This is a genomic window from Lentzea chajnantorensis (assembly GCF_054300775.1).
The window spans coordinates 7547929-7560633 of record NZ_JBSDZT010000002.1 but is presented as its reverse complement, the minus strand read 5'-3'; the positions used below and the strand labels follow the sequence as shown (position 1 = coordinate 7560633).

Genomic DNA, 12705 nt, shown 5'->3' with positions numbered 1-12705 from the left:
GCTTAACCGCCGTGGAGGATCTCGGCGGCGGCGTCGAGGCCCTCCGCTGTGCCGACGACGACCGCGAGGTCACCGTTCTCGAAGATGAAGTCGGGTCCTGGCGACGGGTGGGCGTTGCCCGAGCGCACCACGGCCACGATGGACGCACCGGTCCTGGTGCGCAGGGCGGTCTCGCCCAGGGTGTGGTTCGCGAACGCGGTCACCGGCAGCTGGCGGGTCGTGATGCCCGCGATGTCACGGGTCTCCTCGCGCAGGTGGGCGACGAGCTGCGGCGCGCCGAGCAGGCCCGCGAGCGTGTTCGCCTCCTCCGGTGAGAGGGGTATCGACGCCGCGCACGAGTCGGGGTCGCTCGCCTTGGACAGGATGAGCTCGAACCTGCCGTCGCGGTAGGTGATCACACCGACCCGGCGCCCGGCGCGGATGGTGAAGTCCTGACGCGTCCCGATGCCCGGAAGGGGCGTGATCTCCACGTTCACACAGATCATGATACGTGGATGTCTCTCCCAGTTCGCCCGGTGCGACGAGGGTGGGTGGTGCGCGACCGCGTGCCCGGCCCCGACGTCGACGAGTTCGCCGAGCCCGGCCAGGTCATCGGCGCCCTGGCCCGCGCCCCGCACGGCACCCTGCTGGCCGTCCAGCACCCGCACCGCACGCCGCGGGCGCTCGCGGCGGGCACCGGCCTGCTCGAAGCGCTGCCGGCCGCCCGCGCCGAGCTCGCCGCCCTGATCCGGCGGGCCTACCGCGAGGTGACCGACGTGGTCGCGCCCTACCGGGTGGACGGGCCGGACGGCACGGCGTGCGGGCTGCTGTGCCTGGTCGACCCGGACGCCATCGCGCACACCGAGGACGTCTACCCCGGTGTGGTCGCCGAACGGGCCGAGGTGCTGGCCACCCTCGGCATCGCCACGAGCGCGGCGATGCTCGTCCCGATGACACCGCACGACGGGCTCACGGAGCTGGTGCACGGCATGACCGAGGACCCGGCCGTGTCACTCGTGGACTCCGGTGGCCGCCGGCACTGGGTGTGGCTGGTCGGCCCCGGTGAGCGGCAGGACGCGTTCCTGGCGGCCGCGGGGGCGCACCGGCTGCTGGTCGCGGACGGCAACCACCGGGTCGCCGCGGCCAGGGAGGCGGGCCTCGCCGGGCTGCTCGCGCTCGTCACCTCCGGGCCCGGTCTGCGGGTGGGACCGTTCCACCGCGCGGTCGTCGGCACCGGGCTGGGCACGGCCGACCTGGTGGCGGCGTGGGAACGGGTCGGGCTGCGCGTCGGCGAGCTGCCGTTCGTCACCGACCCGGAACCGGGCGTGGTCGTCGTGCGCACCCCGGACACCGTGCTGCGCGTCGAGCTGCCCGCGGGACGCGGCGTCGACCACGCCGTGGTGGAGTCGGTGCTGCTGCACGAGGCGCTGGACCTGGACCCGGAGAGCCCGTGCGTGAAGGCCGTGGTCGACCCGCAGGTCGAGGCCGAGGCGATGCTGCTGATCGCGCCGGTGCCGCTGTCCGCCGTGCTGGCCGGGGCCAAGATGCCGCGCAAGAGCACCTACTTCACCCCCAAACCGCGCAGCGGGCTGCTGCTCGCGGACCTGACCCCGCAGGACCCCGCCGAGCGGGTTCCCTAGCCCTGCCGGACGTGCCGCTGCTGTCGGCGACGGAGATCGCCGTGCCGGGGCGATGCCGCGGGTGGTCCGGCTGCTCGCGCACATGGAGATGGACGGACCTGCCGCGGGGCGTCGGTCAAGCACGTGCACCTGCGCGGCGCGGCGGCGCTGCGCACGGACCTCAACCACTGAGGGGCGCCACCGGCTCAGCGCTCGGGCACCAGCGGCAGCATCCGCACCGCCTGCTCCAGCGCCAGCCGCTCGTGGTCGTCGTAGGCCAGGAACGAGATGCGCTCCAGCGCCGTCTCCGGGTGCCGTTCGACGTGGTGGACCGCCGCCTGCACCAGCATCCGCGCCGTGTGCGGGACGTCCGCGCCCGCGACCCCGGTGCCCAGCAACGGGAACAGGATCGTCCGCACCCCCAGCGGCTCGACCCGGTCCAGCGCCGTCGTGACGCACCCGCCGATGTCCGACACCTGCCGGTACCCCGCGCCCGGCTCGCCCTGCACCGCGGCGACGTGCACGACGAACCGCACGTTGTGCGTCGCCGCCAGGGCCCCCGACCCGGTCACCAGCGCCGTTCCGGGCGCCACCGGGCGGCGGGGTGCCACGAGCTCCTCCAGCTCGTCGGCCACCAGGTCGCGGACGATCCGCCCGGTCTCGTCGCGCGCCGAACCCCAGTACCGGATGATCGCCGACACCGAGAAGTCCGTGTGCCGCGCCATCCGCATGTCGGTGTTCTCGCTGTTCACCCACGCGTCGCAGTCGTACACCCTGCGGATCGACCCCGCGTGGATCGCGATCCGGCACGACCGGTCGCCCAGCCGGAACACCGACGGCGACGGGCGGTCGCCGGCGATGCCGCGCAGGTGCGTGACGAGCGCGGAGATGTCGCTGTCGACCGAGTAGTGCCGCAGCCGCACGTACTGGCAGCGGTGCAGCGCCTCCACGCCCGCGGGCAGGCCGGTGGGCAGCTCGGCGTCCTCGACCAGCACCGGCACCACGCGGATGCCGAGCTCGAACGCCTCGGCGATCTCGCGCAGCACCCAGTCCTCGCCGGGGTCGCCGGTGTGGTCGAGCCAGCGCGGCCCGATCACCGCGAGCAGCACCTGCGAGCGGCGCAGGTGGGCGAAGACCTCCTCGACGAAGTCGTCGCCCGCCCGCAGCGACCGCGAGGCGAGGAACACCCGGTCCGCGCCGAACGCCTGCGCGAGCTCGCGGTGCAGCAGCGTCGCGTAGCCGGGCTGCTCCCGCACGCGGTAGTTGACGAAGACCGTCGGCATCGCGTCAGCCCAGCAGGTGGTGTTCCTGGCCGGTCAGGGTGATGCCGACGCGGGCAGCGACACCGCGCCCGATCACCGTCACCTGCCCCGGCACCAGCGGGAGGTCGTCGAGCCACGTGCCGAACACCCCGCGCAGCAACGACTGCTGCGGCGCACCGAGGTCGCCGGCCACCGCGAAGTCCGCGACCTCCAGCAACGGCACGTGCTCCGGCCCGAGGTCGGCGACCACGAGCACCGCGTGGTGCGAGCCGGGCAGGCCCGCGAGCCCCGGCACCTCGGCCGGGCGGTCCAGCACGAGCAGGTGCGGCAACCGCGGACCGCCCAGCGCCACCGCGGGCGGACCCGGCCGCGCGTGCCCGAACGGACCGGGCCACGGCGCCTCCGACTGCACGGTCACGCCCGCACCGCAGCTGACCGACCGCGCCGCGACCAGGTGCGCCAGCCGTGCGCTCGTGACCACGCCGACCACCGGCCGTTCCCGGAACAGCCGCAACGGCGCGTGCGCCTGCCGCACGACGTCCCACCCGAGCACCACGCCCGCGCCACCGGTCCACGCCGCGGCCCGACCGGCGACGTGCGGCGGTTCGACGTGCGTCCAGGACTGCTTGGAGGGCAACGAGGGCGGCACGCACACCGGTACCGTCACCGCGGCCGCCGAGGCGTGGTGCCCGTTCAGCCGCTGCAACCGCCCCGCGTGCCGGACACCGTTCGTGAGCCACGTCTCGGCGCCCTGCAGGGCTTTCACGTCGGGACCGCTCAGCCGCAGCACCCGTTCCGCGACGAACTCGCCGCCGGTCCGCGCGACCCGCACCCCGACCGTGGCGCCCACGGCGGGGAACCGGCTCAGCAGCTCCAGCACCGGGGCCTCCGACCAGGTGAAGCAGGCGTGCAGCTCCGCGCCCATCGTGCACGCCTCGAACCCGCGCTCGATCAGCTTCGCCGACGCCGCCGCACCGTCGAGGCCACCGAGGAACGCGACGACGTCCAGCAGCTCGTCCTGGTCCAGCTGCGCGGCGGTGAAACCGTGCTGCCGCAACACGTTCTGCGTCCAGACCGAGGCCGAGGCGGGGTCGTCGGAGGAGACCGCGACGTAGGTCCAGCGGTGCGCGGGGACACCGTGCTGGATCAGCTCGCGGTAGGCACCGGGCGCCGGTGGCCGCGTGTGCACGACGACCTGCGCGCCGGTCAACGGCGACCCGGGGGCGAGCAGCGCGGTCAGCGGCGGCAACCGCGCCGGCCACGACAGCACCTCCTCGCCCGCCGGTGCCACGGCGAACGTGAGCGAGTGCGCCAGGGCACCGGAGGGCAGCAAGGCGTTCAGCAGCGCCGCCCGCCGGTCGCCGCGCGCCCCGGTGTAGGCCATGCGGTCGAGCAGCGCGTCGGCGACCGGCAGCCGCTTCACGAACCGGCGCGGGTCCATCACCCGATCTCCCGGCGCTGCTCCCAGCTGCTCTGCAGCTCCCGGAACTGCTGCTGCTCGGCGAAGTCCTGCCAGCGGCGCTGCCGGCGGTCGCGCTGCCGGGAGATCCACTCACGGCCTTCGCGGGCCACGGCCTGCAGGATGTGCAACGCGCTCTGCACACCCGAGGACTGCTGCGCGATCTCCCGCAGCTTCGCCTCGTCCTCGCTCTCGTCGGTCATCCCGCGGAAGTCGTCGACGAGCACGTAGATGTCCTGGCTGTTCACCAGCGACAGCTGCATCGCCTGCCGGAACGTGAACTGGTCGCCCACCTGGACGTTGTCGCCCATCCGCACGATGTGCCTGCGCTTGCCGGAGAACTGGACGCCGACCTCGTTCAGCGTCGCCGAGGCCACCGCGTCGTAGCGGAACGACATGTCGTGCGGGTCGTGCACGTTGCCGTTGAAGAAGTCCAGCCAGTACTCGGTCTCGTGCACACCGCCGCTGGTCAGCAGGAAGACCTTGACCCAGTACTCGGAGTACCGCACCGGCGCCATCTTGTCGCGGGCCCGCAACGCCCCCGGCGCGCCCTCGGTGAGCTCGACGTGGCAGATGATGTCCTTGCTGGACAGCTGGCTGCGTCGCATCGCACGGCACTTCAGGTGCAGCACGTCGAACCGCAGCCAGTACGCGATCTCGTCGTCGGAGGGCCGGTCCCGCAGCAGGTCGAGCCAGCCGCGGTAGGCCTCGGTCTCCTCGCGCAGCTGCTCGGCGTAGTCGGCCCGCAGCGCCGCCCGCACCCGGAACGCCGCCAGCACCTCGCTCGCACCGAACGCGCACACGCCCAGCCCGAGGGCGAACAACGAGCCGGGACCCGGCTGCATCCCGATCAGCGACAGCCCGAACAGCACCACGAGCACGATCCCGGCCACCGGCAGCACCTTGGCGTACCACGGGGTCTTGAGCTCCTTGCGGAACGCGTGCAGCCCGTCGGCCTGCCACTGCTCCCTGAGCCGCCGGGTGTGCCAGCGGATCAGCCACATCAGCCCGGACGGCTCGGTGTGCGTGGCGCCGTAGATGCGCACGAACCAGTCGACCATCGACACCCGCAGACCCGCGGTGTCGGCGTCCCAGTCCTTCTGCGGCTCCGGGTTCTTCGGGTTGACGTGGTGGCGGACCGTGCGCTTCGGCGGCCGTTCCGCGTCGAACGCCGCGTGCACGCGCCAGGAGATCTCCTCGACCTTCCAGTCGGGCACCTCCCGCGGCGGGCCCTCGTTCCAGCCGCGCAGCCGCGCCTCGCGCACACCGCGGCGGCGGTCCAGCACCTTGGCCTGGACGCGGAACCACACGAAGAGGAACGCCCCGCCCAGCACCAGGAGCACCGCGAGCCACGCCGCACCCGGTGCCGCGCCGGTGAGGAAGTCGAAGAGCCGCACCAGGCCCCACAGCCCGGCGAGCCCGCCGAGCACGGACATGGCCCACGCCTTGAGGTCCACCGGCGCCTTCACCGGTTCCGCGAGCAGCGGCGGCGCCGGTTCCGGCTGGAAGTACAGCCACGCCCGGTGCTCGCGCCGGTTGTCCATCCGGCGCTGCTCGGCGAGGGCCGCGATCGAGGCGTCGAGCGAGTCCTGCACCGCGCCGTCGAGGATCATGTCGAGGTGCCGGGCGATCTCCTGCTGGCGTGCGGCCGGCAGCTCCCGGAACGCCGTGGACACCTCGTGCAGCTCGCCGCCGCTCGGGTCAGCGGCGCGGTCCTGCCGTTCGATGTAGGCGATCAGGTGCTCGACCACCCACAGCGCCCGGTGGTACTCGCCCGGCGTCTCCGGCGAGGTCTTCGCGCTGGACAGCTCGAACACGATCTTCTTGAACTCGCTGGGCGGCAGCTCGTTCAGCGTGCGGTCGCTCAGCAGCGCCAGCACGTAGTAGTAGTGGAAGCGGGTGGTGACCAGACCGGCCTGCCGCACCTGTTCGAGCAGCCGCTCGGCCATCCGCGGCTGGCCACCGCGCAAGTACGTCAGCGCGTTCTCGAACTTGGTCTCCGGCGGCTCGCCGGCGTTGTTGTTGTAGATCGACGTCTTGTGGATGACGCCGTTGTTGACGCCGACCTGGGTCTCGACGTCGCCGTGGTTGTCGAAGGTGTTGGTCGCTGCAGCGGTCATCTAGTCGTCCACTATGGAGTCGAGCACCGGGCGGAGGGCGGGCACGCCGCCGAGCAGTGCCTTGAGGGGGCGGAGGTCGAGCGGTGCGGAGGAGTTGCGCAGGTTGTCCAGCGCCACCATGGCCGTGGTGAACCACGCGGTGTCCATCTGGCCGTTCTTGTGTGCGTGCACCACCGCCGCCGTGATGGCGTCCAGCCGGTCGCGCGGTGCGGCGGCCGGGTGCGCCGAGCTGCACGACGCCGTTGTTGATGCCGATCTGCTGACCGACACCGCTGTAGTTGTGGAAGTTGTTCGTCGTGTCGCCCACGGGCCGGGCCTTTCCCTTGTGACGGCGGGGCTGCGCGAGTGCGCCGGCGAGGGCGATGGCGAACGCGGCGGCGTTGGCAGCGGCCTTGGGCTGCCACCCCTGCTTGTCGGTGAGGTCCTTGTCGTCGACCAGGTCGCTGATGCCGCGCACGGTCACCGACGGGGTGGCCATGTGCAGGTGGGCGGCGTTCGCGACCCCGGCGCTCTCCATCTCGACCGCCACCGCGTCGTTGTAGTTGCGGTGGATCTGCCTGGCCAGCGTCGACTCGGTCGAGTTGAGCACCACCTCGCCGGCCGCGATCGGTTCGAAGTGGACGTTCGGCGGGTTCGCGCTCCACTCCTTCGCACGCGCGATCGAGCGGGCGATCTGCTCGACGTGGTGCGGGACGTCCCACGCCCGCGGCCGCGCCAGGAACTCGTCCTCCGTCTCGCGGCCGCCGTGGTAGCCGTAGACCCGGCTCGCGACCACGACGTCACCGAGCCGCAGCCAGTCGCGCAGGCCGCCGGCGACGCCGACGAACAGCACGACGTCCGGGTCGAACTCGGTGATGGCGCGTTCGGTCATCGTGGCGGCGCTGGAGTTGCCCATGCCGGTGAGGGCGATGGCGACCTGCTGCCCACCACCGGTGGTGCCGACCTCGAACAGGGTGCCGGACGCGTGGTGGTGGAGGGCGGTGCCGGACAGGTGCGCGCGCACCGCGGCGTACTCCACTTCGAGCGCGGTGAGCATCACGATCATGTGTCGCTCCGGTCGTTTGGATCCGAGTTCCAGACGGTAGCCGACGGGGTGAGTTTCCGTCAACATGACGGATAGTGGGTTAGTGTCGTGGGATGACCGAGGAGGAGTGGACGATCCCGGATGTCGCGGTGGCCGTCGACCTCGCAGTGCTCACCGTCCGAGCGGAGCAACTGCAGATCCTGCTGGTAGAGCGGGGGATTGAGCCGTTCCGGGGAGCGCTGGCGCTGCCGGGCGGCTTCCTCGCGTCTGCTCTGGAGGACATCGAGAAGGCGGCCAGGAGAGAGCTCGCGGAGGAGACCGGTTTAGCCGCGGACGGGCTGCACCTGGAGCAGCTGCGCACCTACGGCAGCCCCGACCGCGACCCCCGGCGGCGCGTCATCACCGTGTGCTACCTCGCGGTGCTGCCGAACCTGCCGGTGCCGGTCGCCGGGGGAGACGCCGACGAGGCGCGGTGGGTGCCGGTGGAGGCGGCGCTGGCCGGTCCGCTGGCGTTCGACCACGCCCGCATCATCGCCGACGCGCTCGAACGCACCCGCTCGAAGCTGGAGTACACGACCCTGGCCACGGCGTTCTGCCCGGCCGAGTTCACCGTCACCGAGCTGCGGCGCGTCTACGAGATCGTCTGGGGCGAGCAGCTCGAACCCCGCAACTTCCACCGCAAGGTCACCGGCGCGGAGGGCTTCCTGGTGCCCACGGGCGAGAAGACGATCCGCAACGGCGGCCGTCCCGCCCTGCTCTACCGCCGCGGTCCCGCCACGCTGCTGCACCCGGCGTTGTTGCGTTCCCGAGGGTCCCTGGAGGTGACCGCATGATCGTTGTCTTAACGGCCACCGAGACCGCATATGGTTCGGTGCGAGCCCTGCTGTCCGGTCCGCGCATGTACGAGGGGCCGGCCGGCTCCCTCTACGACGTGGGCGAGGTGGCCGGTCGCCCGGTCGCGCTCGCGTTGGTGGGCAAGGGGAACCCGAACGCGGCGGCGCTGACCGAGCGCGTGCTCACCGAGTTTGCGCCGTCCGCGGCGTTCATCGTCGGCGAGGCGGGCGCGCTGCACTCGTGGGTCGAGCAGGGTGACGTCGTCGTCGCGACCAAGGTCTACGGCTACCACGGCGGCAAGGAGGACGACGCCGGTCTCAAGGCCCGCCCGGACGCCTGGCCCGCACCGCACGCCCTGGAGCAACGCGCGCGGTACGTGCACCGCTCGTTCCCGGCCAAGGTGCACTTCGAACCGGTCGCGGCCGGCGAGCTCCTGCTCACCCCCGGCTCGTCGACCGCGGCGTTCCTCGACGCCGGCTACAACGACGCCGCGGCCGTAGACACCGAGAGCGCCGGGGTCGCGAGCGCGGCCCACCTGAACAACGCGACGCCCGTGCTGACGGTCCGCTCCATCGGCACCCCGGCGCCCGCCGCCGCGTTCGTGGCCGCCCTCATCGCCGAGCTGCCCGCCGGCCAGGACACCCGCAAGCCCAAGGAGGAGCGCCCGGTGGTCCACAGCGTGCACAACGTCCACACCGGCAACAGCCACGGCATCGTCATCCAGGCCGGCAACATCAACGGCGGCGTCCACACCCACGGCTCCGCCACCCCGGCCCGCGACGAGGACCTGAACACCTCGCTGACCGCCGCCGCCCAGGCCGGTCTGCTCGACGAGTCGACGTACTTCCGCGTGATGCTGGCACTGCACGAGATGAAGGCCCGCCCGTCCGACCCGGCACCGCGGGGCGTGGTCCGCGACCTGCTCGCCGGCCACCCGGACCTGCAACGCCGGTTGGAGAGCTCCTGAGTTCCGGTGCCCGCCCGGAACCGGTCACCGGTTCCGGGCGGGCCGGCGGCGTCAGCCGGGGAACTCCCGGCCGGGCAGCCAGCCGTTGGGGATGTCCGTCACGCGCCACCGCGGCACCGTCAGCACGACCGGGCGGACCGGCGCGGCCAGGAACGGCGCCGCCTCCGGCACCTTCGCCACGAGCCGCTCCCGCACCGCCTCGCCCTCCGCGCCCCCGACCACCCTGGCCACGGCCCGCGCCTGCAGGAACGGCTCCATCGGCGACCCGGCCGACACGACGACGGCGACCTCGGGGTTCTCCTCGACCGCCTTCAGCGTCCGGCCCCGCTCCTCCAGCACGAGCACGAGCCGCTGCGGGCCGTCCTCGGCGAAGTAGACGCCGCTCACCCACGACCCGTCCGAGCCGGACGTGGCCAGGAACATCGTCCTGTGCCTGGCGAGCGTGCACTCCAGCAGGGTCTGGACGGCGGGGTTGCGTTCGGTCGTGGTCATCGGTCCTCCACACGGGTCGGTGCTGCGCTGACCTGATCGGCGCCACCGGCCCGGTGCTGGTGCGGATTCCCCCGATCGATACCCCCGCGGTGACGGCCGATCACGCGCCTGGACCGTCCCGCTGCCGGTGCGGGCGTCCGCACCAGGCACAATGAGGGCCGTGGGTGTCTCGGAGGGAGCTGTGGTGGGCCAGGGTCAGTTGCGCGGCGTGGTGGCACTCGACGGGCCGTCGGGCACCGGCAAGTCCACCGTCGCGAAGCGCCTCGCGTCGGCGCTCGACGCGCGCTACCTCGACACCGGCTCGATGTACCGGGCGGTCACGGTCGCCGTGCTGCGCGCCGGCGTCGACCCGGCGGACGAGGCCGCCGTCGGCGGGGTCGCCGACGCCGCGGTGCTCGTCGTCGGCACTGACCCGGAGCGGCCGGGCATCACGCTCGACGGCGACGACGTCTCCGCCGAGATCCGCGGCCCCGAGGTGACGCTCGCCGTGTCGCCGGTCTCCGCGACCAGGCACGTGCGCGAGCTGCTCGTCGCCCAGCAGCGGGCGATCATCGCGGACGCGGTCGACACCGTCGGCGGCATCGTGGTCGAGGGCCGCGACATCGGCACCGTCGTGTCGCCGGACGCCCCGCTCAAGGTGTACCTGACCGCGTCGGCGGACGCGCGGGCGCAGCGGCGCACCAAGCAGGACAACGCGGCCGGTCGCGTGTCCACTGTGGACGCAGTGCTGAAGGACGTGCAGCGCAGGGACACCTACGACTCGTCGCGCGCCGTGTCGCCGTTGAAGGCGGCCGACGACGCCGTCGAGTTCGACAACACCGACCTCGACCTCGCCGGCACCGTGCACGCGCTGCTGGACCTCGTCGAACGGCGCGGGCTGCGGGTGACCGGGTGAGCCATCCCGAGGGCACCGTGCCCTGGATGTTCGACTTCGGCCGCTGGATCGGGCGCGTGCCCTACGCGTGGCAGTTCCGGATTCGGGTGCGCGGCCTCGACCGCGTACCCTTGAGCGGCGGCGTGGTCGTCGTCGCCAACCACAGCTCGATGGCGGACGGCCCGATCCTGTTCGGGGTGCTGCCCCGGCGCGTGACGTTCCTGATCAAGCAGGAGATGTTCGCCAACGCCGTGGTGGGCCACCTGCTGCGCAAGATCGGCCAGATCCCGGTGAAGCGGGGAGAAGCCGACCGCACGGCACTGACCAGCGCGTTGTCCGTCCTGCGGGCGGGCGGCGTGATCGGGGTCTTCCCCGAGGGCACGCGCGGGGACGGCGGCGTCACCAGCGCGCAGAACGGTGCGGCGTGGCTGGCCAAGACCTCCGGCGCGGTGGTGCTGCCGGTCGCCTGCCGGGGGACCTACCGGGCCACGGGCTGGCGTCCGCCGGTCGACGTGCTGATCGGTGAGCCGTTCCACCTCCCGGAAGGGAAGGGGCGGGCCGCACTGGGCGTTGCCACCGAGCAGGTGCGCGACCGCCTGGCGACACTGGTCGCCGAACTCGATGGACTTCGTGTGAGTGAGGTTGAAGGACGATGACGGACCTGGACGGCACCTGGGAGGACGAGGCCGACTGGTCAGCCTTCGACGACCTCTCCTCCGGCGAGGACGGCGAGTCGACTCCGCCGCAGCCGGTGCTCGCGGTGGTCGGGCGACCCAACGTCGGCAAGTCCACGCTGGTCAACCGCATCATCGGCCGCCGGGAGGCCGTGGTGCAGGACGTCCCGGGCGTGACGCGTGACCGCGTGACCTACGACGCGCTGTGGAACGGCCGCAAGTTCACCGTGGTCGACACGGGCGGCTGGGAGCCCGACGCGCAGGGCCTGCAGGCCGCCGTCGCCGCCCAGGCCGAGCTCGCGATGGCGACCGCCGACGTGATCCTCGTGGTCGTGGACGCCACGGTGGGCGCCACGGCGACCGAGGAAGCCGTCGCGAAGGTGCTGCGCCGGTCCAAGAAGCCGGTGATCCTGTGCGCGTCCAAGGTGGACGACGAGCGGCTGATGGCCGACATCGCGTCGCTGTGGTCGCTGGGCCTGGGCGAGCCGTTCCCGGTGTCGGGCCTGCACGGCCGCGGCTCCGGCGACCTGCTCGACGTGATCCTCGACCGGCTGCCCGAGACCCCGCGCGACGACTTCGGCGCCCGCAGCGGCGGCCCCCGGCGCGTGGCACTGGTCGGCAAGCCCAACGTCGGCAAGTCCTCGCTGCTCAACCGCCTGACCGGCGAGAACCGCTCGGTCGTCGACTCGGTCGCCGGCACCACCGTCGACCCGGTCGACTCGCTGGTCGAGCTCGACGGCGAGATCTGGCGGTTCGTCGACACCGCGGGCCTGCGCAAGCGGGTGAAGTTCGAGAGCGGCGCCGAGTACTACGCCTCGCTGCGCACCAAGTCCGCCATCGAGACCGCCGAGGTCGCGATCGTGCTGCTGGACTCGCACGAGCCGTTGTCCGAACAGGACCTCCGCGTGCTGACCATGGTCGTCGAGTCCGGCCGCGCGTGCGTGCTCGCGTTCAACAAGTGGGACCTCGTCGACGAGGACCGCCGCAACGAGATGGTCCGCGAGCTCGAACGCGGCCTGGTCCGCGTCCCGTGGGCCGACCGGGTCAACATCTCGGCCCTGACCGGCCGCGCCGTGCACAAGCTCGCCCCGGCCCTGCGCACCGCGCTGAACTCGTGGGACACCCGCGTCCCCACCGGCCGCCTCAACCAGTGGCTGACCGAGCTGATCGCCGCGACCCCGCCGCCCGTGCGCGGCGGCAAGCAGCCCAAGGTGCTGTTCGCGACCCAGGCCTCGACCCGCCCGCCGACGTTCGTGCTGTTCACGACCGGTTTCCTGGAGGCGGGCTACCGCCGGTTCATCGAGCGCAAGCTGCGTGAGGAGTTCGGCTTCGAAGGCAGCCCGGTCCGCATCTCCGTGCGCGTGCGCGAGAAGAAGAAGGCCGGCGCGGGCAAGAAGTAGT

The 12705-nt window shown here is 72.7% G+C and carries 12 protein-coding genes and 1 pseudogene; 6 read left to right on the top strand and 7 right to left on the bottom strand.

Annotation, left to right across the window (positions count from 1 at the left end; translation table 11 throughout):
- Positions 1 to 2 precede the first annotated feature (2 nt).
- The gene (locus ACVDFE_RS36045; RefSeq protein WP_360398934.1) at positions 3 to 476 is read right to left on the bottom strand and encodes a cation:proton antiporter regulatory subunit; all 474 of its coding nucleotides are present in this window, start codon (positions 474 to 476) and stop codon (positions 3 to 5) included.
- 18 nt (positions 477 to 494) lie between these two features.
- Here ACVDFE_RS36045 and ACVDFE_RS36040 point away from each other — a divergent pair, with 18 nt between their 5' ends.
- Positions 495 to 1619, top strand: a complete 1125-nt coding sequence (locus ACVDFE_RS36040; protein WP_458433604.1) for a DUF1015 family protein — start codon at positions 495 to 497, stop codon at positions 1617 to 1619.
- Positions 1620 to 1804: 185 nt separating this feature from the next.
- Here ACVDFE_RS36040 and ACVDFE_RS36035 read toward each other — a convergent pair whose 3' ends face one another.
- From ACVDFE_RS36035 to ACVDFE_RS36015, 5 genes and pseudogenes are all read right to left on the bottom strand, one after another.
- Positions 1805 to 2881 (bottom strand): TIR domain-containing protein, encoded by a 1077-nt coding sequence (locus tag ACVDFE_RS36035; RefSeq protein WP_360398928.1) that lies wholly within the window; start codon positions 2879 to 2881, stop codon positions 1805 to 1807.
- Positions 2882 to 2885: 4 nt separating this feature from the next.
- Positions 2886 to 4304 (bottom strand): hypothetical protein, encoded by a 1419-nt coding sequence (locus tag ACVDFE_RS36030; protein WP_458433603.1) that lies wholly within the window; start codon positions 4302 to 4304, stop codon positions 2886 to 2888.
- On the bottom strand, positions 4301 to 6439 hold the full coding sequence (locus ACVDFE_RS36025) for a hypothetical protein (RefSeq protein ID WP_458433602.1): 2139 nt from the start codon (positions 6437 to 6439) through the stop codon (positions 4301 to 4303). The genes ACVDFE_RS36030 and ACVDFE_RS36025 overlap by 4 nt, the downstream gene beginning before the upstream one ends.
- Positions 6440 to 6586 carry a hypothetical protein gene (locus ACVDFE_RS36020; protein WP_458434489.1) on the bottom strand — a complete coding sequence of 49 codons (147 nt, stop codon included), beginning with the start codon at positions 6584 to 6586 and terminating at the stop codon, positions 6440 to 6442. It abuts the gene before it with no gap.
- 271 nt (positions 6587 to 6857) lie between these two features.
- Positions 6858 to 7475: pseudogene (locus tag ACVDFE_RS36015) on the bottom strand (5'-methylthioadenosine/S-adenosylhomocysteine nucleosidase family protein); the annotation flags it as partial.
- A 101-nt stretch (positions 7476 to 7576) separates the two neighbouring features.
- Between ACVDFE_RS36015 and ACVDFE_RS36010 the strand changes: the two are divergent.
- Positions 7577 to 8296: an NUDIX hydrolase gene (locus ACVDFE_RS36010; RefSeq protein WP_458433601.1), complete on the top strand. Its 720-nt coding sequence runs from the start codon at positions 7577 to 7579 to the stop codon at positions 8294 to 8296.
- Positions 8293 to 9264 (top strand): 5'-methylthioadenosine/S-adenosylhomocysteine nucleosidase family protein, encoded by a 972-nt coding sequence (locus ACVDFE_RS36005; RefSeq protein WP_458433600.1) that lies wholly within the window; start codon positions 8293 to 8295, stop codon positions 9262 to 9264. The genes ACVDFE_RS36010 and ACVDFE_RS36005 overlap by 4 nt, the downstream gene beginning before the upstream one ends.
- Before the next feature lie 51 nt (positions 9265 to 9315).
- On the opposite strand, the gene ACVDFE_RS36000 is transcribed toward ACVDFE_RS36005, so the two are convergent.
- Positions 9316 to 9756, bottom strand: a complete 441-nt coding sequence (locus tag ACVDFE_RS36000) for a pyridoxamine 5'-phosphate oxidase family protein (RefSeq protein WP_458433599.1) — start codon at positions 9754 to 9756, stop codon at positions 9316 to 9318.
- Between the two features lie 151 nt (positions 9757 to 9907).
- Between ACVDFE_RS36000 and cmk the strand changes: the two genes are divergently transcribed.
- The 3 genes from cmk to der are packed head-to-tail and all read left to right on the top strand — an operon-like array spanning position 9908 to position 12704.
- The gene (cmk, locus tag ACVDFE_RS35995; RefSeq protein ID WP_458433598.1) at positions 9908 to 10651 is read left to right on the top strand and encodes a (d)CMP kinase; all 744 of its coding nucleotides are present in this window, start codon (positions 9908 to 9910) and stop codon (positions 10649 to 10651) included.
- A complete protein-coding gene (locus ACVDFE_RS35990) occupies positions 10648 to 11286 on the top strand; it encodes a lysophospholipid acyltransferase family protein (RefSeq protein WP_360398901.1) in 639 nt (212 codons plus the stop codon). The genes cmk and ACVDFE_RS35990 overlap by 4 nt, the downstream gene beginning before the upstream one ends.
- Positions 11283 to 12704, top strand: coding sequence for a ribosome biogenesis GTPase Der (gene der / locus ACVDFE_RS35985; RefSeq protein ID WP_360398898.1), 1422 nt, complete (start codon positions 11283 to 11285; stop codon positions 12702 to 12704). Before ACVDFE_RS35990 ends, der begins: the two co-directional genes overlap by 4 nt.
- The last annotated feature ends 1 nt before the right edge of the window (position 12705 follow it).